This is a genomic window from Frankia sp. CcMO1, from assembly GCF_977945845.1.
In genome coordinates, this window is sequence record NZ_CDWTMG010000030.1 from 1 (window position 1) to 18,925 (window position 18,925).

Here is an 18,925-nt window from a genome sequence, read left to right on the forward strand (position 1 = left end):
GCCCCGATAAACTTCCCAAACAGGCCCTAGGCCGAAGGGACGAGCGGCTCGAGCCGTTTATCCGCACCCACGACGGGGTGTCCGTCCTCCCGTCCGACGCAGCGAAATGAGGCGACCGCGCAGGGTTGCGCCGGTCGGTCCGGCGGGTGGCGGTGAAGATCTTCAGGCCAGGACCTAGCATCGAGGTTCGTGGAGCGCTTCGTTGTGACAGGCGGTACCCGGCTGGCCGGCGAGGTCGCCGTCCCGGGCGCGAAGAACTCGGTGTTGAAGCTGATGGCCGCGAGCCTGCTGGCCGCGGGCCGGACGATGCTGTCCGCCGTTCCCGACATCTTGGACGTGTCGGTGATGTCCAAGGTACTGGCGGGGCTCGGTGCGACCGTCGAGCGGGACGCCGCCGGCGGGCGGCTGAGCATTGAGGTTCCCCAGGCTCCGGGCATCGCGGCCGATGGTGAACTGGTGCGGCAGATCAGGGCGTCGGTGGCGGTGCTCGGTCCGCTGGTCGCCCGCCGCGGGGAGGCGCGGGTCGCCCTGCCCGGTGGAGACGCGATCGGATTGCGCGCGCTCGACATTCATGTCAACGGCCTGACCAAACTCGGTGCGCTGGTCGACGTCGAGTCCGGAGTCCTCGTCGCCCGCTGCTCCGGCCGGCTGCAGGGAGCCTCGATCTGGCTCGACTTCCCCAGCGTGGGCGCCACCGAGAACCTGTTGATGGCCGGGGTTCTCGCCAAGGGGACGACGGTGATCGACAATGCCGCCCAGGAACCCGAGATCGCCGACCTGTGCGCGATGCTGACAGCGATGGGCGGGCGCATCGACGGCGCGGGATCGTCGACACTGATCATCGACGGGGTCGACCACCTCACCCCGGTGGAACACCGGACGGTGCCGGACCGCATCGTTGCCGGCACGTACGCCATCGGCGCCCTGATGACCGGCGGCGACGTGCTAATCCGGCACGGTCAGGCCGCTCATCTCGGCATCGTCCTGGAGAAGTTGGTGCAGGCCGGTGCCGAGGTCGACGTCCGGGACGACGGATTCCGGGTCGTCGGACGGGGACGGCCCCGGTCGATCGACGTGGTGACGCTGCCGTACCCCGGCTTTCCGACCGATCTGCTGCCGCAGATCATCGCGTTGGAGTCGGTCAGCCGGGGTACCTCCCTGATCACCGAGAACGTCTTCGACAGCCGGTTCGTCTTCTGCCGCGAGCTGCACAAACTCGGCGCCGACCTGCGTACGGACGGCCACCACGTCATCGTCCGGCCAACCCCGCGGCTGTCCGGCACCCGGGTGACGGCCTCCGACGTGCGGGCCGGCGCGGGTCTCGTGCTCGCCGGCCTGGTTGCGGACGGCGTCACCGAGGTAAGCGACGTCCACCACATCGACCGGGGATACGCCCGGTTTGTCGAGAACATGACGGACCTCGGCGCCAACATCCGCCGGGTCTCCGACCGCGCCGTAGCCTGATTTCACCAGTCTCGACCTGATTTCACCGGCCTCGGCCTGATCCCGCTGGCGTCGGCCTGATCCCACCGGCCTCGTGATCCGCCGGCCCGGCCGGCGGGGTCAGGTGGGCGGCTGGCGCGAGCCGAGCAGGTTCACGAGGGCACGGGCGGCTCGGTTCGCGTCCGTGCCGAACACGAGTACGTGGCGGCGGTCCCGCGGCCGGGCGATGATATTCCCGGCGGCGTCGATGCGGATCGGACCGGCCGGTGCCGTGACCCAGGTCGAGCGGATGCCCCGCGCCCACAGCGCCGCGCGGAGCCGAGTGATCTCGGCGGGGGTGTCCACGGTGACCACCGGGACGAGCAGACCGAAGTCGTGGCCGGGGACGGAACCGGCAGGCCGCGGCCGTGCCGGAGCATGAGCCCAGCGCCCGATCGCCATCAGCAGGCCGACGGCCAGCAGCGCGATCAGCGGCTCGAGGAGAAACGCCCCGGCCGTTCCGGTCATCCCGCACCTCCGATCGTGCCGCTCTTCGACGTCACCTTGCATCGTCCCAGACATCCTCGCGGCGGACATGGATTCGGGCCGCGGCACCTCCACGGAATCCGACAGAGGAAACATCGCCCGCCGACTGCTGCCACCATCGAGGTAACCGGCCCGACCTCCCTGCGGCCGAACGGCGACAGTCCGATGGAGACGAGGGGGTATGTCGCGGTCCGCCCTGGGCGAGCCGCACCTGAGTGCTACCCGCGATCGGCGCGGATAGCTGGTAGCAACGGCGTCACGACAGAGGGGGCGTCGGACGGCCGGGACGGGAGATCACATGAACATCGGCGTGAACGTGGTGAGTCTGGAGTGCTCCGGGGACACGCGGGCCGGCTGCGCGCAGACGGCCCGCGTGGTTGGCCGGGTGGATGTACGGACGGTGGGGACACTACGCTCCCTGCTGCACGCGGCGATCGACAATGGGAGCGGGCCGCTGCGCGTCGACGTCGCGGGCCTGGAGCTCGGCGATCATGCCGCGCTGGGGGTGCTGCTCGGCGGCGCTCGCCGAGCCCGTGCCGCGGGCCGTTCGATGGTGCTGGTCGATGTGCCGAGCTCGCTTGAACGCCTGCTCGTGGCGGACCGGCTGGGTGGGTTGCTGCGGTTCGAGGAGGCCGCCGACCTGGTCCACGTCGGCCACGCCTGAGCGGGCTGCCCGGGCGGCTCATCCGTTCGACCGCCCGCCAGGCCCGTCAGGAAGGGCTCCGTCCCGATCGGGACGGCACCCGGAGCGGAACGAACCAGGGTGGCTGCGCACCGTCATCTCAGGCGCGCCCGTGCGCCGGGCGGACACGCGATGCGGCATGCTTGCCGGGTACCTGCTGATCGGGTACTGCTTTCGGGTGACGGGCTCGGCTCTTGGCAGGGTGTGATGCCGGACGGAGGCGTGCAGGACGTGGAGGTGCCCGCGCGGGTGAATGCCGTTGGCGATCGGAGTGCGCGATCCGCCGGGCTGGCCGGGCTGGCCGGGGTGCGCGAGTACCGGTCGGTCCTGGTCCCGGTGGCGTTCGTGGTCGCGGTCCTGCTCGGCGTGGCCATCGGCTACGTGACCGCGGACCGGCAGTCCGCCACCGTGCATGCGCCTCAGACCGCCACCTCGCCCGCCCCGGAGCTGACCCCCGCGTTGCGGACCGCCCCGTGGGAGGGTGCGCGCCGACCAGGCACGGCCCATCAGATGCGGGTCCTCGACGAGCCTGATCCGGATGCCCTGCGGCTCGCGCTGTCGTGGACGGTCGCCGACTCCATCAAGGCGGCCGGGGGCGCTTCCACCATCTCCGCCCGGCAGGTGACGATCGTGAACGGGATGTACTTCGGCGCCGTCGAGGGCGTTGACGCGGCGCACGACGAGTACTGGGCGATCGGTCGCATCGAGGTCCAGGGGCCGGCCACGCCGCCGGTCGACCCGCACGTGTGGCGGCGGACCGGCGCTGGGCCCTGGACGATTGTCCGCAACGGCCCGCGGGCCTGTGACGTGCTTCCGCGCGCTCTGATCACCCTGTGGAAGGTCTCCCCGCCGCCCTGCACCGGGTGACCTGCACCGCCATGGTCTCCGGGGCACCCTCGACGTCGTACGGTCGGTCTGTGCCCTCGACAACGGCCGCGATAGCGTGACGTCATGCGGCTCGTCATCGCTCGCTGCAGCGTGGACTACGTCGGTCGGCTCACCGCACATCTGCCGAGCGCCGTCCGGTTGGTACTCGTCAAGGCGGACGGATCCGTCTCGATCCACGCCGACGGGCGGGCGTACAAGCCGCTCAACTGGATGAGCCCCCCGTGCGTCATCGCCGAGGCGGACGGGGTCTGGCGGGTCACCAACCGCGCGGCCGAGCAGCTCGTCATCACCCTCGAACAGGTGCTGCACGATTCCACGCACGACCTCGGCGTCGACCCCGGTCTGCGCAAGGACGGGGTGGAGGCGCATCTGCAGGTGCTGCTCGCCGACCGGCCCGACGCGATCGCGCCCGGACTCACCCTGGTGCGCCGCGAGTACGAGACCGGCATCGGGCCGGTCGACCTGCTGTGCCGCGGCGCGGACGGCTCAACGGTCGCCGTCGAGATCAAACGCAGGGGTGAGATCGACGGGGTGGAGCAGCTGACCCGGTACCTTGTCCGCCTGGAGGCCGACCCGGCGTTGCCGCATCCCGTGCGCGGCATTCTCGCGGCGCAGTCCATCACCCCGCAGGCTCGGCTGCTAGCGGCCGACCGGGGGCTGGGCTGCGCCATCGTCGACTATGACGAGCTGCGGGGCCTCGAACCGTCCATTCCGACGCTTTTCTGAAAGCGATTCCGCCGAACCCGCCCGGTCCGCCGAACCTGCGACGGCCGCCCGGCCGGCGTCCCCGGCCGGCGGCCGGTCCGTTCCCGCAGTGCGATCATGGGCCGGCGTCTCGAGAATATGGGAGGATCGCGGCGTTCGCCGTCTGACACCGCCCGGCCCGCGACGCCTACCTGTCGCCCGGGGCCCGTGTGCCGAAGTAGATGTGCCGAAGTAGAGGAGCCTGGGCATGATCGAGAGGCCCGCATCGGGAACCGGGCCGGCCGCGAACCCGGAGAAAAAGCCGGAGAACAGCCGGGACGACGCTGTGAGACACCGCCGGGTCGGGGTGGTGGGGCTCGGCACCATGGGCGCGGGCATCGCCGAGGTGCTGGCGAAGGCCGGTCTGGAGGTCGTCGGCATCGCGCGTGACGCCGACGCGCTCGCCCGCAGCCGGGCCCGGGTCGAGCACTCCCTCGACCGCGCGGGCCGCCACGGCAAGATCGACGACGCGACCAGGGAGGCCGTACTGGCCCGCCTGCGTCTCGGCACCGAGCTCGCGGCGGTCGCCGACTGCGAGCTGGTGATCGAGGCGATCGACGAGCGGATGAGCGCCAAACAGGCGCTTTTCGCCCGACTCGACGAGATCTGCCCCCCGACCACCGTCTTCCTGACGAACACCAGCTCCCTGTCGGTGACGGAACTCGCGGCGGGCACCGCCCGCCCGGAACGGGTGCTCGGCACCCACTGGTTCAATCCGGCGCCGGTGATGCGCCTGGTGGAGGTCGTGCGCACGGTCGTCACCGACCCGACCGTGCTGGCCGGGGTCATCGGCCTGGTCAACGACGTGGGGAAGACCGCGGTCGTCGCGGAGGACCGGGCGGGCTTCATCGTCAATGCGCTGCTGTTCGGGTATCTCAACAACGCCGTGCGCATGCTCGAGGCCCGGTACGCGGCCCGGGAGGACATCGACGCGGCCATGCGGCTCGGGTGCGGGCATCCGATGGGCCCGCTCGCCCTGCTCGATCTGATCGGTCTGGACGCCGCCCACGAGATCCTCAACTCGATGTACCGGCAGTCCCGTGACCACCTGCACGCTCCGGCACCGCTGCTGAGCCAGCTCGTGCGCGCGGGCCTGCTGGGCCGCAAGAGCGGTCGTGGTTTCTACACCTACGCGGCACCGGACTCCTCCGAGGTGGTCGACGCGGTCGATCCGCTCGCCGACCGCCCGAGGCGGGGCCGCCCGGTGCGCTCGGTCGGCGTCGTGGGGAGCGGCACGATGGCGGGCGGCATCGCGGAGGTGCTGGCCCGGTCCGGGCACGACGTCCTCCTGCGGGCCCGGAGCGAGCGCACCCTCGCCGCCACCCTCGTGAAGATCGAGTCGTCGTTGTCGGTGTCGGTGGCCAGGGGGCGGCTGTCCGACGCCGACCGGCTGGCGGCCCTGGCTCGGGTGCGCGGCACGACCGATCTGGGTGAGCTCGGCCGCTGCGACCTGCTGCTCGAGGCGGTGGTGGAGGACCTGGCGGTGAAGCGGGAGCTGTTCGCCGACCTGGACAAGATCGCGGCGCCCGGCGCCGTGCTGGCGACTACCACGTCCTCGTTGCCGGTCATCGAATGCGCCACGGCCACCAGCCGGCCGCAGGACGTCATCGGTATGCACTGGTTCAACCCGGCCCCGGCGATGAAGCTGATCGAGGTGGTGCCCACGGTGCTCACCGGCGATGACGTGACAGCCACGGTCCTGGCGCTGTCCCGAGTGGCCGGGCGGCATCCGGTGCTCTGCGCCGACCGGGCGGGGTTCATCGTCAACGTGCTGCTGTTCCCCTATCTCAACGACGCGGTGAAGATGCTCCAGGCGCACTACGCGACGATCGAGGACGTCGACACGGCGATGACGGTCGGTTGCGGCCATCCGCTGGGCCCCTTCGCGCTCGCCGACGTGGTCGGCCTCGACGTCACGCTCGCGATCACGCGTTCGTTGTACGCGCAGTTCCGCGAGCCCGGCTACGCCCCGGCACCCCTGCTCGAACAGCTGGTTCGGGCCGGGTTCCTGGGACGCAAGACCGGCCGGGGGTTCCTCGACCATCCGCCGCGCTGAGCTCACCCGCCGCGCTGAGCACAAGATCGTTTCTGTCCGCGCGGACTAAGATGTCGACGGTCGGCGGGAAATCCCGATTCGCGCGGGAGGAGGCTGGAGCGGCGATGGTCGTGCTCGACAGGGACGCCATGCGAGCGTTCGGTCGGGAGGTCACGATGTTCCTTCCCGATCTGGTCCAGCTGCTGCGGCGGGTCGTCGCCGATCCGCGGGTCCCGCAGTCCGCGAAGGTGGAGGCCGCCGCGGCGCTCGCGTACCTCGTGTCGCCGAAGAACCGGCTGACCAACGCGATTCCGGTGGTGGGTCAGCTCGACGACGTCGCGGTCATCGCGTTCGCCTTCCGGCGGCTGGCTGTCGGAGCCGGGGAGCCGATCCTGCGTGAGCACTGGCGTGGCAGCGATCGCGGCTTCCAGCTGCTCATCAGTGCGTCGTCCGCCCTGGCGAGTCCGGCGGGGGCCGTGCGCAAGGCCAAGCTCGCCCGCTCGCTCGTGATGGCCGGCTTCGAGCGGGTCGGCGGGCGGGTGCGGTGGACGGGCGAGAGGTTCGGGGCGGGGACGGGCGGGCGTGCGACGGCCTCCTCGGCCGGGCCGGCGGCGGATGACCGGCATCGGATCGTTGACGGCGAGGTGGTGGACCGGGGCGAGTGGGTCGCGGGCCCGCCGGCCGGCGATACCCGGGGTTCGGGTTCCCGCACCCGGCGGGATCGGTTCCGGGCATCGGGCAGACCCGCTCGCGGGCGGTGACGAGGAAGGCACGCCGGCGCCGGGCCCGGCCGTCGGATGCGCAGCGCGGGCACCCGGTCTGTTGGTGGACGCCGGATCCGGTCGTCGTCCTGCGGGACGGCGAGTGGGTGGTGCGACCGACGAGTGGCGCGGCGACCACCAAGGTCTACCGGTGTCCCGGTTGTGATTATGAGATCACTCCGGGCACCGCCCACGTGGTGGTCTGGCCGCCCGAGCGGATCGAGGACCGTCGACACTGGCACCGGCCATGTTGGGAACGCCGGTGCCGAGCGGCCCGGCCGCGCGTCCGTGATGGCTGACCCCACGGGACGACGGTCTCCCGTGCGGGCTAGACCCCGCGGGAGTTCGCTGCCGCGGGCAACGCGTTCGGCTCGCTGCCGAGCGCCTTACGCTCCTCGGGCGGCGGTGCCTCGATGGAGGCGATCGACGCGGAGGCGGCGGTCAGCTTGTCGCGCAGCGCGCCCAGCTGGGCCGTCACCTGGTCACGCAGGGTGGCAAGTTGCGAGGTCACCTGCTCGCGCTGGCGCTCGAGGTCGGCCAGCCGACGCTTCGAGTCGTCCTCGGCCTGCGCGGCCGTGGCCCGAGCGACCTCGACGATCCGTTCGGCCTCCGCGCGGGCCGTCGAGACGATGGCCGCGGCCTGCTCGTCGGCGTCGCGCAGGGTCTTCTCCCGGGTCTGCTCGGCCTCGGTGACGATCCGGCGGGCCTCCTCGAGCTGGGCGTCGGCCTCCCGGGTGCGTTCAGCCCGAACGGTGGCAGCCTCCTCCTCGGCGAGCTGGAGGATCTGGGTAACGCGGCCACCGAACTCCTCCCAGGCGGGACGGTTGGCGGCCAGATCGTCGCGTACCCGGGCCGCCTCGGTCGCCGCCTCCGACGCGGCCGCCTCCGCCGCCGCCCGGTGCGCCTCGGCCTCGCGTAGCTGCTCGACGAGCCAGTTCACGTGATGGGTGACCTGATTGGGGTCGTAGCCACGGCGCACCAGATCAAAGGCGGGGGGCCCGTCGGTCTCGCCGGCCATTGGGATGAGATCGGTGTGTTCGGTCATAGGACCTCAGCATCTCAGACGGTCAATGTGAGCGTGAGGGGAGCCGGCTGTCGGCCTGGCCGATTTCCGGGTTTATACGCCGCGGAACCGGTTGATTGCGGTCAGGTGGCGGGAGTGGAGTGCCTCGTCGCGGACACCCAGCCCCTCAGCCGGGGCGAGACACAGCACGCCCACCTTCCCCTGGTGGACGTTGCGGTGCACGTCGTAGGCGGCCTGCCCCGTTTCGGTGAGCGGGTAGACCCGGGACAGGGTCGGATGGATCATCCCGCGCATGATGAGCCGGTTGGCTTCCCAGGCCTCCCGGTAGTTGGCGAAGTGCGAGCCGACGATGCGCTTGAGGTTCATCCACAGGTACCGGTTGTCGTACTCGTGCTGGAAACCGCTGGTGGAGGCGCAGGTGGCGATGGTTCCGCCGCGGCGGGTCACATAGACGGAGGCGCCGAAGGTCTCCCGGCCCGGGTGTTCGAGGACGATGTCGGGGTCGTCGCCGCCGGTGAGCTCGCGGATGCGCTTGCCGAACCGCTGCCATTCCTGGGGGTTCTGGGTGTGTTCGTCGCTCCAGAACCGATAGGCCTCGGCGGCGCGGTCGATGATCAGTTCGGCGCCGAGGGAGCGGCATATGTCGGCTTTTTCCGGCGAGGAGACGATGCAGACCGGGATGGCCCCGCCACGCAGCACGAGCTGGGTGGCGTAGGAGCCCAGGCCCCCGGACGCGCCCCAGACGAGAACGACGTCGCCCTGTTTCATGTTCGCGCCGTTGACCGAGACCAGTTGGCGGTACGCAGTCGAGTTGACCAGACCGGGTGCGGCCGCCTCCTCCCAGGTCAGGTGCGCGGGTTTCGGCATGAGCTGGTTGGTCTTGACCAGGGCGAGCTCGGCGAGTCCACCAAAGTTCGTCTCAAATCCCCAGATTCGTTGCTCGGGATCCAGCATCGTGTCGTTGTGGCCGTCGGGACGTTCGAGTTCCACGGACAGACAGTGGGCGACGACCTCGTCCCCGGGGGACCAGGCCTGTACGCCGGGCCCTGTCCGTAGCACAACTCCGGCCAGATCCGAGCCGACGACGTGGTAAGGCTGGTCGTGACGGGATGCAAGCGGAGAGGTTCGGCCGTAGCGCTCGAGGAAGTTGAAGGTGGGGATCGGCTCGAAGATCGACGTCCAGACCGTGTTGTAGTTCACGGAAGAGGCCATGACCGCGACGAGGGCTTCGCCGGGACCGAGCTCCGGGGTCGGCACGTCGTCCACGTGCAGGGAGCGACGGGGGTCCTTGTCCCGGGACGGCACGCCCTCGAACATCCCGATTTCGTCCCGGCGCACGACCATGGCGCGGTAGGACTGGGGGACCGGGAGGGAAGCGAACTCCGCCCGCCGGGCGGGCGACGGAGGGCTCTGGGCAATGATCGCTTCGAGAATGTCCTTCACGGTCGGCCTCCGGTAGGACGCTGGTGCTGGTGGCGGATAGACGGCAGATGTTACCGATAGGTGGGAGGCGGGGTCGCGGGATGTGGAGGCTGTCTGTTTCGTGCGCGACGCGATAGAACTTTTGGGACAACTTCGAGTGCTCGGTACGCGTCCAACTGGGTGTGATCGCGCCCATGACTGTCGTGGAAGGGTGGCGGCCCGTGCCTGCACGGAGCGACGCCGCCCGTAGCGATGTCGCGCGGGACGCCGATGCCGCCCTGACCGCGTTGTACGCCGAACACTATCGGTCATTAGTTCGTCTTGCAGCGTTACTACTTGACGACCTCGGCCTCTGCGAGGAGGTTGTGCAGGACGCCTACATCCGCGTCCACGCGGCCTGGGGACGGCTCCAGGACCGGGACAAGGCCTTGGCCTATCTCAGGCAGACCGTCGTCAACCTCGCACGTTCGACACTGCGTCGTCGACTCGTCGCTCTCAAACACGCTCCCAAGCCGATGCCCGACGCCGCGAGCGCCGAGGAGGGCGCCTACTCCCTCGTCGAACGGGCGGCGGTCATCCAGGCGTTGCGCGAGCTGCCCCGCCGGCAGCGGGAGGCGGTGGTGCTGCGGTACTACGCCGACATGTCCGAGGCGGACGCCGCGGCGGTGATGGGCTGCAGTGTCGGTTCCGTCAAGGCGTACACCTCCCGGGGGCTGTCGGCGTTGAGCGGCAAGCTGGAGGGCCTGCGGTGAGTGGTCTGGAACCGGAGGAGCTCGCCCGCCTGCTCACCGAGGCGGTGGAGCCCATCCGGCCCTCGCCGGACGCCTACCGGCAGATCCGTGCCGGGATCGACCGTCGGCGCCGGTGGCGTCTGCCGCTGATGACGGCGGGCGGGATGGTCATGGCGGCGCTCATCGGGCTCGCCGTGGTGGCGCTGCGGCCCCCTCCGCCGAGCAACGAGCTCGTCGAGCCGGCCGTCCCGCCGCTCGTGACCGCACCCGTGACGGGGCCGAGCCGGACACCCGTCGCCTCCTCGACCGGCGGCACCGGCCGTTCCACCAGGGCCGGCGATGGGTCCGGAGGGGGAGCGGCGACCTGGTCGGCGACTACCTCGCCGACCGTCCTCCCGACCACCAGCGTGCCCTCCCCGCCCGTCACGGCCGGCCCGTCAGCCAGCCCGGCGACGGCGACCCAGGGCAGCCCCCAGCTGCCGACGGCCGTCGTGAAGCCGGCGGTGGCGGGCGACGTCGACGGCGACGGCCGTTCTGACCAGGTGCGGGTGACCGGGAGCAAACTCGAGGTCGTGTTCTCCCGGGACGGAACTGTCGGGCAGGTCGACCTGGGCGCGATCGTGGTGCCCCTGCACCACACGGTCGTCGACATCGACGCCAACGGGTTCGGCGAGATCCTGGTGCAGACCACGTCGAGGAGCGGGATGGACAACTACGCGCTGGTGCGCTACGCCAGCCTCGACACGCTGGCCCCCGTCCAGCTGCCGGCTCAGCTCACCCTCGCCGCCGGGGTCCAGGGGAACGTCGGCGCCGGGTTCCGCTGCATGGACCGGGCCCTGCGGATCAACAGCGGGACCTCGACCGACGGTTCGCTGTTCACCGTGGCCACGACCATCCTGGCGCTGACCCCGGAGGGCCTGGCCGCCCAGGACAGCCGGTCCGACCAGGTACGCCTGCCGGCGGACCCGGCCACCTCGCCATTCGTGGCAGCCTGCGGCCAGCTGTCCTGACGGTCCGCTTCTCTTGGCCGTCCCGCGGGTCCGGCTAGCGTGTTTTTGTCCTTGGGGACCGGAATCGTGGCCGGGCATCTCGGGAATGATCACGTTATCGTGTCAGGGACGGCTGTTCTCGGGGCTGCCGCCACGAGACGACGCCACCGCAGGCCGTGTGCCGGCGCCGTCCCGGCCCGCCCCAAAGATCTTCCTGGAGATGAGGAGGCATCCATGCCTGGTTCCGTGATCGTGGCTGGAGCGCGGACACCGTTCGGGAGACTGTCGGGCGCGCTGAAGAGCTTCACCGCGACGGATCTCGGTGGCATCGCGATCTCGGGTGCCCTCGCGCGGGCCGGCCTGTCCGGCGACGCGGTCGATTATGTGATCATGGGGCATGTGATCCAGGCCGGCGCGGGCCAGATCACCGCCCGGCAGGCGGCGGTCGCTGCCGGCATCCCGCTGTCGGTGCCCGCCATCACGATCAACAAGGTCTGCCTGTCCGGCCTTGATGCGATCGCCCTGGCCGACACGTACATCTCCAGCGGGGAGTTCGACCTTGTCGTCGCCGGTGGGATGGAGTCCATGACCGGCGGCCCGCACCTGCTGCGCTCGCTGCGCTCCGGGGTGAAGTACGGCCGGGCCGAGCTGCTCGACGCCACCGAGCACGACGCGCTGTTCTGCGCCTTCGACCAGATCGCGATGGGGGCGAGCACCGAGCGGTACAACGCGGGGCTCGGCATCAGCCGGGCCGAGCAGGACGAGTTCGGCGCCCAGTCGCATCAGCGGGCCGCCGCCGCCATCAAGAACGGGCTGTTCGAGGACGAGATCGTCCCGGTCGCGGTGCCGCAGCGCCGCGGCGAGCCGCTGGCCGTCAACCAGGACGAGGGCGTGCGTCCCGACACCACCGCCGAGGTGCTCGCGAAGCTGCGGCCGGCCTTCGACGGTAACGGCACGATCACCGCGGGTTCGTCGTCGCCGATCTCCGACGGCGCCGCCGCCGTCATCGTGGCGAGCCGGGCGAAGGCCGAACAGCTCGGCCTGCCGATCCTCGCGGAGGTCGGTCACCACGGCTTCGTGGCCGGTCCGGACACCTCCCTGCACTCCCAGCCTTCGCGCGCCATCCTCGTGGCGCTGGCCAAGGAGCGGCTCACCCCGGCCGATCTCGGCCTCGTCGAGATCAACGAGGCCTTCGCCGCGGTCGTCATCCAGTCCATGCACGACCTCGGGATCGGCCCGGAGATCACCAACGTCAACGGCGGCGCGATCGCGATCGGTCATCCCGTCGGAGCCTCCGGTGCCCGGATTGCCCTGACCCTGGCCAACGAGCTGAAGCGCCGCGGCGGCGGGATCGGCGCCGCCGGTCTCTGCGGCGGCGGCGGCCAGGGAGACGCCTTGGTGCTGCGCGTTCCAGCGTGACGGCCGGCCTCGGGGAGGCTCCCGGGATGACCCGCATCGACGACCCCGCGACGCCGGCCGGCGACTTGGTGCGGGAGCTCGGTCTCGAAGCACATCCCGAGGGCGGCTGGTACCGCCGGACCTGGGCCAGTCCAGACCAGATCGATGCACATGGCGGCAGGCGCCCCGTCATGACGTCCATCCTGTTCCTGCTGCGTCCGGGAGAGGTGTCCCGCTGGCATCGGGTGGCCTCGGCCGAGATCTGGCTCTGGCAGGGTGGTGGGGCCATCCATCTCACCCTCGGCGGGTCGGGCCGGGTGCCGGTCGCCGCCGACCGGCGGATCCTCGGACCCGATCTGGCCGCGGGCCAGGCGCCGCAGCTCGTCGTGCCGGCCGGCGAATGGCAGACCGCGGCCCCGCGCGACGGACAGCACGTTCTGGTCGGCTGCGTGGTGGCGCCTGGCTTCGACTTTCTGGACTTCGAGCTCTTCCCCGCCTAAAGCGCCGTTCGGGGCGGCCCGGTCAGGTCAGCTCGGGGCGGTCATCGCGGTGGTGAGCGCGGCTGCCGCGGCGACTAGGGCGCCGGGATCCAGCGGGATCTTCAGGACGTCCACGGCGCCGGCTCGGCGCAGGTGCGCCCGCTCGCGGGGGTCGGTGTCCTCGCTGAGGACCAGGGCCGGGATGACGCCGGCGGTCGGGTCCGCCGCGAGCTGGGCGAGCAGTTCGGCCGCGGTCGTGTCGGGCAGGTCCCGGTCGAGCAGGATGAACGCCGGCCGGGCCCCCCGCACCGCGTCGAGGGCGAGACCGGCGCGGGGAACGGTCACGGTGTCCGCGGCCAGGAAATCGGTGAGGGTCTCGGCGACCAGGGAACGCAGGGCGGGATCGCCGCTGACGTGCACGACCCGCAGGCCGCCGGGTGCGGGAGGACGGCCGAGGGCGACCGTGCCGGACTCGCCGGAGCGATAGGGGAGACCACCGTAACTGCCTCCGAACCCGCTGTCATCATCGAGATCCTCGAAACGCAGGTCGACCGCGTCGAGCACGACGGCGAACACGCTTCCCACGCCGTACCGGCTGGCGACGGTAAGCACCCCGCCCATCGCCGTGACCAGGGCGTGGGACAGGGCGAGGCCCAGCCCGCTGCCCTCGATTCCGCTGCGCTCGGCGCCGAGGCGCTCGAAGGGCCGGAACAGTCGGTCGATCGCCCGGGGGGAGAGCCCCGCGCCGTCGTCCTCGACCTCGATACGGATCCGCGAGCCGGTGATGGGCACGATGCCGACGCGCACGCTGCCGCCCTCCCGGCCGTACTTCAGCGCGTTACCGACCAGGTTAAGCAGGACTTGCCACAGGCGGCGGCGGTCCGCGTCGGCGACGAGCGGCAGCGCCGGATGGATCACCCGCCGGATGCTGCGCTGCGCCGCGAGCGGTTCGACGAGCTCCACCACGCCCTGGACGATGTCGAGGACGTTGACCGGCCCCTTGTTGATGTCCCCCCGGCCCGCGCGGAGCCTGGCTAGGTCCAGCACGTCATCGATCAACGCCTGCATGTGGCGGCCACCGGTGATGATCCGCTCGACGTCGTCGTGGAGGTCGGGGGTGAGCGGTTCGAGTTCCAGCAGCTGCGCGAAGCCCAGCATGGCGTTCAGCGGGGTCCGCAATTCGTGGCCGAGCCGGGCGATCAGTTCGTCCTTGGCCCGTGACTCGTTCTCGGCGACCTCGCGGGCGCGCTGGTCGCTGGTGTCCCGAGCGACGACGACCAGCCCGCCCTCCGGGTCGACCCGGACCGTCACGTGATGGGGCACGGTGGCCCCGGCCAGGTCGACGAGTCCCACCGAGCCACGCCACTGCCCGGTCCGCCCCAGCGCGGTCGTCACCGCCTCACCGAGAGCGAGGCGGAACGCGGGGTCGACGACGTCGACAAGGTCGCGCAGATGGGGGACGCGGGGAACCCGGTCACCGAGGAAGGCACGGGCGGCGGCACCCATGTCGGTGACACGACCATCCGCGCCGATGACCACAGCCAGGTCCGTCAGCGCGTCGAGCAAGATGCGTGACCCCACCTACGCCTCGTTATCCGTCTTCTTCCACCCCACGGCGGGCAATGGTAGGGCGTACCGTCAGAGACCGTTGTCCCGGGTTTGCTCAACTGGATCGCCGGCCGGTTTTCCCGCGACGTTTCGTGACATGCAAATAGCTTACCGACGACCTCGGTGCATCGGCGTAGCAGGGTAGTGGCCCTGCGTTGTTCGACGCGCGGTGAGCGGACTGTCGTGATAAGTCTGACCGCATGCTTGTTGCCTTCAGTGTCACGCCCATCGGTCAGGGCGAGGGGGTCGCGGATCTGGTCGCCGAGGCGGTCCGGGTGGTGCGGGCCAGTGGGCTGCCCCATGAGACGACCGCCATGTTCACCACGATCGAAGGCGAGTGGGACGAGGTGATGGACGTCGTCCGCCGGGCCACCGAGGCGGTCTCGGCCCGCGCTGGCCGGGTGAGTCTGGTGCTGAAGGCCGATCTTCGCCCGGGAGTCACCGACGCTCTGCACACGAAGGTCGCCGCGGTCGACCGGTTGCTGGCCGGGGACGAGACCGGCACGGACGTCACTGATCGTTGACCGCCGGCCGCTGCCCGCAGGCCCGGATTGGGGATCTGAGTCTGACCCTGGGCGAGGCGGACATGAGGACCGGGAAAGTCGTCCGGTGCCGAGTCCACGGACCGGAACCAGATGCCACGATGGAGGCATGCAACGTAGGCCACCAGTCCCATCCAGATCGCCGCGCGGTGCGGGAGGTGCGGGAGGCGCGGGACGTCTGCCCGAAAGCCTCGGCGGTCTGCGCCTCGCCGGCGCCGTCCCGCTCGACCCGAAGCCGGCGACCCCGCCTCCCCCCGCCAGTAGCGCCGCCACGGCCGCGCCGGACGCCCGTCCCGGCGCGCCAGCCGGGCCCGTGGTCATCGACGTCACCGAGGCGAGCTTCGCCACCGACGTGGTCAGCCGGTCGATGCAGGTTCCCGTAGTGCTGGACTTCTGGGCCTCCTGGTGCGGCCCGTGCAAGCAGCTCAGCCCGATCCTGGAGAAGCTCGCCGCGGTGGACGGCGGCCGGTGGATCCTCGCCAAGATCGACGTCGATGCGAACCCGGGCCTCGCGCAGGCCGCCGGCGTGCAGGGCATCCCCGCGGTGAAGGCGGTGATCGGCGGGCGGATCATCGGGGAGTTCACCGGCGCCGTGCCCGAACGGGAGGTGCGGAGCTGGCTCGATCAGCTGCTCTCCCTGGTCGACGAGGCGATGGGCGGAGTCCCGGGCGCGGCAGCCGCGGGCGGTCCCGCCCGTGACCCACATGTGGCGGCGGCCGAGGCGGCGCTTGCCCGTGGCGACTTCGACACCGCGGTCGAGTCCTATCGCATCCGGCTCACCGAGGCGCCCGCGGATCCCGAGGCCCTGACCGGGCTCGCGCGGGCCGAACTGCTGCGCCGGGTGCGTGGGTACGATCCGGTGGACATCCGCAACCGGCTGGCGGCGAATCCGGACGACGTCGAGGCCGCGGTCGCCGCGGCTGACCTGGGCATCGCGCAGGGAGCCGTGGCCGGGGCCCTCGCTGGTCTCGTCGAGGTCGTCCGCCGGACGGCGGGGCCGGAGCGGGAAAGGGCCCGAGCGCACCTCGTCGGGCTGTTCCAGGCGTTGGGTGACGAGGAGCCCGCGGTGGCCCCGGCCCGACGCTCCCTGGCAGCCGCCCTCTTCTGAGCGTACGGTAGTCGGGTTGTGGGGAGCCAGGCACGGTCCAGGGACCGCAGACCGTGCTCAGGTCCCCACATTCACTGGCCGGCAGAAACCCCGAACGGCGTCCGGTGCGGGGAGAGCCAGATGGCCCCGAGGGGCGGCAGCGTCAGGGTTGCCGAGGCGTCGAGACCGTGATGCGGCTCCTCGACAGCCTGGACTGAGCCGAGATTGCCGATGTTGCCGCCGCCGTAGCGGTACCCGTCGGTGTTGAGTATCTCGCGCCAGCGGCCGGGGAACGGCAGCCCGATGCGGTAGCCCTCGTGCCCGATGCCGGCGAAGTTGGCGACGCAGGCCAGCACGCCGCCCGCCGGGTCCTCGCCCGACCAGCGCAGGAACGAGAAGACGTTGTTCTCCGCGTCGTTCGCGTCGATCCAGGAGAAGCCCGCCGGGTCGGCGTCGTGTTGGTACAGGGCCGGGATCGTCCGGTAGAGCCCGTTCAGGTCGCGCACGAGGTCCGCGACACCGGCGTGGGCGGGATCGTCCAGCAGGGGCCATTCGAGGGACGCAGACTCGTTCCACTCGTTGTCCTGGGCGAACTCGCAGCCCATGAAGAGCAGCTTCTTGCCGGGATGCGCCCACATGTAGGCGAGCAGCGCCCGCAGGTTCGCGCGCTGTGCCCAGCGGTCGCCGGGCATCTTGCGTAGCAGTGAACCTTTGCCGTGGACCACCTCGTCGTGGCTGAACGGCAGGATGAAGTTCTCCGAGTATGCGTACACCATCGAAAAGGTCATCTGATGGTGGTGGTACATGCGGTGGATCGGCAGCCGGGAGTTGTAGTCGAGGGTGTCGTGCATCCACCCCATGTTCCATTTGAAGCCGAAGCCCAAGCCGCCGAGGTGGGTGGGGCGGGTGACCCCGGGCCACGCGGTCGACTCCTCCGCGATCATCATTGCGCCCGGGAAACGGCGGTAGACGGTGGCGTTGGTCTCCTGCAGGAACGAGACGGCATCGAGGTTCTCCCGGCCGCCGTGGATGTTGGGCAGCCAGCCACCCTCCGGCCGGGAGTAGTCGAGGTACAGCATCGAGGCGACCGCGTCGACGCGTAGTCCATCGATGTGGAATTCCTCGAACCAGTACAGGGCGTTTGCCACGAGGAAGTTGCGTACCTCGGGGCGGCCCAGGTCGAAGACGTAGGTACCCCAGTCGGGCTGTTCACCGCGGCGTGGATCTGGATGTTCGTACAGGGGGGTGCCGTCGAAGCGGCCCAGCGCCCAGGTGTCCCGGGGGAAGTGCGCCGGCACCCAGTCGACGATCACCCCGATGCCGGCGCGGTGCAGCGTGTCCACAAGGTGGCGGAACTCGTCGGGGCTGCCGAAGCGGGCCGTCGGGGCGTAGTAGGCCGACACCTGGTAGCCCCAGGAGCCGCCGAAGGGATGCTCGGCCACGGGCAGCATCTCCACGTGGGTGAAGCCGTTCTCGACGACGTACGCGGTCAGCTCCTCGGCGAGTTCCCGGTAGGACAACCCGCGCCGCCAGGAGCCCAGGTGGACCTCGTAGACGCTCACCGGCTCGGTGCGCCAAGCCGTCCGGGCCCGCCGGTCGAGCCACGCGCCGTCATTCCAGGTGAAGTCGGAGGCGAACACCACGCTCGCGGTGGCCGGCGGCACCTCGGTGTGGAACGCCAGCGGATCCGCCTTCTGCCGCCAGATCCCGTCGAAGCCGAGGATTTCGTACTTGTACCGGGCGCCGGTGCCGGCGCCGGGGACGAACAGCTCCCAGATCCCGGAGCGGCCGAGCGAGCGCATCGGGAAGGCGCGCCCGTCCCAGAAGTCGAAGTCGCCGACGAGCCGAACCCCCCGCGCAGAGGGGGCCCACACGGCGAAGCTGACCCCGGTGACCGTGGCGCCGCCCGGCGTCGTCAGCGCGCGCGGATGTGCCCCGAGCACCTTCCAGAGCTGTTCGTGCCGGCCCTCGGTGATCAGATGGAGGTCCATCTCACCGAGGGTGGGCAGGTGCCGGTAGGGGTCGTCGACGAGGTACGAGCCGTCCGGGTAGGTCACCTCGATGCGGTAGTCGGGCAGCACTCCCGGCACGGCCACGCCGAACACCCCGCCGCTGTGCAGCCGGGTGGCCGGGTACCGGGCCGGCCCGACGAGGACGGTCACGGCCCTCGCATCGGGGCGCAGCACCCGCACGACCGTGGCGTCGCTACCGGGATGCGGGTGCGCCCCGAGCAGCGCGTGCGGGTCGTGATGCGCCCCGCTGACCAGCCGCTCCAGGCCGTCCCGCTCCAGGCCGTCCCGCTCCAAGCCGTCGTGGGGCAGGCCGACCGAAGGGGCGACCGCGACTGCGGGCGGGGCCGCGGGCGGGGCCGACGGCACGGCGGGATCGTCGGCGGTCTGTCCAGGCTGGGTGGCGGCGGACGAGGCGTCGCAGTCCGCCAGCGCCACCCGGCCACCGCCGTTGCGGACGGCGGTATCCACCCCTCCGGGGTTCGGTCGGTCGGGGGCGAGCCCGGTGGCCAGGCGTCCCGTCCGCGCCGTGCCGTTGTTGACGTCGCCGTTGTTCAC

Annotated in this window: 17 protein-coding genes; 12 read left to right on the forward strand and 5 right to left on the reverse strand. The window is 71.1% G+C overall.

Going from position 1 to position 18,925, the window contains the following annotated elements; all coding sequences use genetic code 11:
• The first annotated feature begins 189 nt into the window (after window positions 1-189).
• Window positions 190-1,464, forward strand: coding sequence for a UDP-N-acetylglucosamine 1-carboxyvinyltransferase (gene murA / locus AC08OU_RS06455; protein ID WP_476599377.1), 1,275 nt, complete (start codon window positions 190-192; stop codon window positions 1,462-1,464).
• A 99-nt stretch (window positions 1,465-1,563) separates the two neighbouring features.
• Here the strand turns inward: murA and AC08OU_RS06460 are convergent, their stop codons facing one another.
• On the reverse strand, window positions 1,564-1,950 hold the full coding sequence (locus tag AC08OU_RS06460) for a hypothetical protein (RefSeq protein ID WP_462186817.1): 387 nt from the start codon (window positions 1,948-1,950) through the stop codon (window positions 1,564-1,566).
• A gap of 316 nt (window positions 1,951-2,266) precedes the next feature.
• Between AC08OU_RS06460 and AC08OU_RS06465 the strand changes: the two genes are divergently transcribed.
• The 5 genes from AC08OU_RS06465 (at window position 2,267) to AC08OU_RS06485 (ending at window position 7,078) form a co-directional block, all read left to right on the forward strand.
• Window positions 2,267-2,632 (forward strand): STAS domain-containing protein, encoded by a 366-nt coding sequence (locus AC08OU_RS06465; protein ID WP_476591854.1) that lies wholly within the window; start codon window positions 2,267-2,269, stop codon window positions 2,630-2,632.
• Window positions 2,633-2,857: 225 nt separating this feature from the next.
• Window positions 2,858-3,517 carry a hypothetical protein gene (locus tag AC08OU_RS06470; RefSeq protein ID WP_476604498.1) on the forward strand — a complete coding sequence of 220 codons (660 nt, stop codon included), beginning with the start codon at window positions 2,858-2,860 and terminating at the stop codon, window positions 3,515-3,517.
• 84 nt (window positions 3,518-3,601) lie between these two features.
• Complete coding sequence (gene nucS / locus AC08OU_RS06475; protein ID WP_462186814.1) at window positions 3,602-4,264, forward strand: endonuclease NucS; 663 nt, start codon at window positions 3,602-3,604, stop codon at window positions 4,262-4,264.
• A 226-nt stretch (window positions 4,265-4,490) separates the two neighbouring features.
• Window positions 4,491-6,338, forward strand: a complete 1,848-nt coding sequence (locus AC08OU_RS06480; RefSeq protein WP_476599373.1) for a 3-hydroxyacyl-CoA dehydrogenase family protein — start codon at window positions 4,491-4,493, stop codon at window positions 6,336-6,338.
• A gap of 104 nt (window positions 6,339-6,442) precedes the next feature.
• Window positions 6,443-7,078 carry a YkvA family protein gene (locus tag AC08OU_RS06485; protein ID WP_476599371.1) on the forward strand — a complete coding sequence of 212 codons (636 nt, stop codon included), beginning with the start codon at window positions 6,443-6,445 and terminating at the stop codon, window positions 7,076-7,078.
• Between the two features lie 328 nt (window positions 7,079-7,406).
• Here the strand turns inward: AC08OU_RS06485 and AC08OU_RS06490 are convergent, their stop codons facing one another.
• Together AC08OU_RS06490 and ccrA are read right to left on the reverse strand one after the other, a co-directional pair.
• A complete protein-coding gene (locus AC08OU_RS06490; RefSeq protein ID WP_476592801.1) occupies window positions 7,407-8,123 on the reverse strand; it encodes an ATP synthase F0 subunit B in 717 nt (238 codons plus the stop codon).
• 72 nt (window positions 8,124-8,195) lie between these two features.
• Window positions 8,196-9,545, reverse strand: a complete 1,350-nt coding sequence (ccrA, locus tag AC08OU_RS06495; RefSeq protein WP_462186809.1) for a crotonyl-CoA carboxylase/reductase — start codon at window positions 9,543-9,545, stop codon at window positions 8,196-8,198.
• A 173-nt stretch (window positions 9,546-9,718) separates the two neighbouring features.
• On the opposite strand from ccrA, the gene AC08OU_RS06500 reads away from it, so the two are divergent.
• The 4 genes from AC08OU_RS06500 to AC08OU_RS06515 all read left to right on the forward strand — a co-directional run bounded on the left by AC08OU_RS06500 (window position 9,719) and on the right by AC08OU_RS06515 (window position 13,142).
• On the forward strand, window positions 9,719-10,276 hold the full coding sequence (locus AC08OU_RS06500; RefSeq protein WP_476592799.1) for a SigE family RNA polymerase sigma factor: 558 nt from the start codon (window positions 9,719-9,721) through the stop codon (window positions 10,274-10,276).
• Entirely contained in the window at window positions 10,273-11,265 is a 993-nt protein-coding gene (locus tag AC08OU_RS06505; protein ID WP_476599369.1) for an FG-GAP repeat domain-containing protein, read from the forward strand. The genes AC08OU_RS06500 and AC08OU_RS06505 overlap by 4 nt, the downstream gene beginning before the upstream one ends.
• A 213-nt stretch (window positions 11,266-11,478) precedes the next feature.
• Window positions 11,479-12,663, forward strand: a complete 1,185-nt coding sequence (locus AC08OU_RS06510; RefSeq protein ID WP_476599367.1) for an acetyl-CoA C-acetyltransferase — start codon at window positions 11,479-11,481, stop codon at window positions 12,661-12,663.
• A 26-nt stretch (window positions 12,664-12,689) separates the two neighbouring features.
• Complete coding sequence (locus AC08OU_RS06515) at window positions 12,690-13,142, forward strand: cupin domain-containing protein (RefSeq protein WP_476599365.1); 453 nt, start codon at window positions 12,690-12,692, stop codon at window positions 13,140-13,142.
• A gap of 27 nt (window positions 13,143-13,169) precedes the next feature.
• Here the strand turns inward: AC08OU_RS06515 and AC08OU_RS06520 are convergent, their stop codons facing one another.
• The gene (locus AC08OU_RS06520) at window positions 13,170-14,702 is read right to left on the reverse strand and encodes an ATP-binding protein (RefSeq protein WP_462186804.1); all 1,533 of its coding nucleotides are present in this window, start codon (window positions 14,700-14,702) and stop codon (window positions 13,170-13,172) included.
• Between the two features lie 227 nt (window positions 14,703-14,929).
• Here AC08OU_RS06520 and AC08OU_RS06525 point away from each other — a divergent pair, with 227 nt between their 5' ends.
• Together AC08OU_RS06525 and AC08OU_RS06530 are read left to right on the forward strand one after the other, a co-directional pair.
• Entirely contained in the window at window positions 14,930-15,253 is a 324-nt protein-coding gene (locus tag AC08OU_RS06525; RefSeq protein WP_462186803.1) for an MTH1187 family thiamine-binding protein, read from the forward strand.
• Window positions 15,254-15,380: 127 nt separating this feature from the next.
• Window positions 15,381-16,379 carry a tetratricopeptide repeat protein gene (locus tag AC08OU_RS06530; protein WP_462186802.1) on the forward strand — a complete coding sequence of 333 codons (999 nt, stop codon included), beginning with the start codon at window positions 15,381-15,383 and terminating at the stop codon, window positions 16,377-16,379.
• A 71-nt stretch (window positions 16,380-16,450) separates the two neighbouring features.
• On the opposite strand, the gene glgB is transcribed toward AC08OU_RS06530, so the two are convergent.
• A complete protein-coding gene (gene glgB, locus AC08OU_RS06535) occupies window positions 16,451-18,925 on the reverse strand; it encodes a 1,4-alpha-glucan branching protein GlgB (RefSeq protein ID WP_476599362.1) in 2,475 nt (824 codons plus the stop codon).

What these genes read in the sequence shown, in the direction of transcription:
- AC08OU_RS06460 (WP_462186817.1), bottom strand. Translation starts at nt 1,950, where the DNA reads ATGACCGGAACGGCCGGGGCGTTTCTCCTCGAGCCGCTGATCGCGCTG.
- AC08OU_RS06465 (WP_476591854.1), top strand. Translation starts at nt 2,267, where the DNA reads ATGAACATCGGCGTGAACGTGGTGAGTCTGGAGTGCTCCGGGGACACG.
- AC08OU_RS06470 (WP_476604498.1), top strand. Translation starts at nt 2,858, where the DNA reads ATGCCGGACGGAGGCGTGCAGGACGTGGAGGTGCCCGCGCGGGTGAAT.
- nucS (WP_462186814.1), top strand. Translation starts at nt 3,602, where the DNA reads ATGCGGCTCGTCATCGCTCGCTGCAGCGTGGACTACGTCGGTCGGCTC.
- AC08OU_RS06480 (WP_476599373.1), top strand. Translation starts at nt 4,491, where the DNA reads ATGATCGAGAGGCCCGCATCGGGAACCGGGCCGGCCGCGAACCCGGAG.
- AC08OU_RS06485 (WP_476599371.1), top strand. Translation starts at nt 6,443, where the DNA reads ATGGTCGTGCTCGACAGGGACGCCATGCGAGCGTTCGGTCGGGAGGTC.
- AC08OU_RS06490 (WP_476592801.1), bottom strand. Translation starts at nt 8,123, where the DNA reads ATGACCGAACACACCGATCTCATCCCAATGGCCGGCGAGACCGACGGG.
- AC08OU_RS06500 (WP_476592799.1), top strand. Translation starts at nt 9,719, where the DNA reads ATGACTGTCGTGGAAGGGTGGCGGCCCGTGCCTGCACGGAGCGACGCC.
- AC08OU_RS06510 (WP_476599367.1), top strand. Translation starts at nt 11,479, where the DNA reads ATGCCTGGTTCCGTGATCGTGGCTGGAGCGCGGACACCGTTCGGGAGA.
- AC08OU_RS06515 (WP_476599365.1), top strand. Translation starts at nt 12,690, where the DNA reads ATGACCCGCATCGACGACCCCGCGACGCCGGCCGGCGACTTGGTGCGG.
- AC08OU_RS06525 (WP_462186803.1), top strand. Translation starts at nt 14,930, where the DNA reads ATGCTTGTTGCCTTCAGTGTCACGCCCATCGGTCAGGGCGAGGGGGTC.
- AC08OU_RS06530 (WP_462186802.1), top strand. Translation starts at nt 15,381, where the DNA reads ATGCAACGTAGGCCACCAGTCCCATCCAGATCGCCGCGCGGTGCGGGA.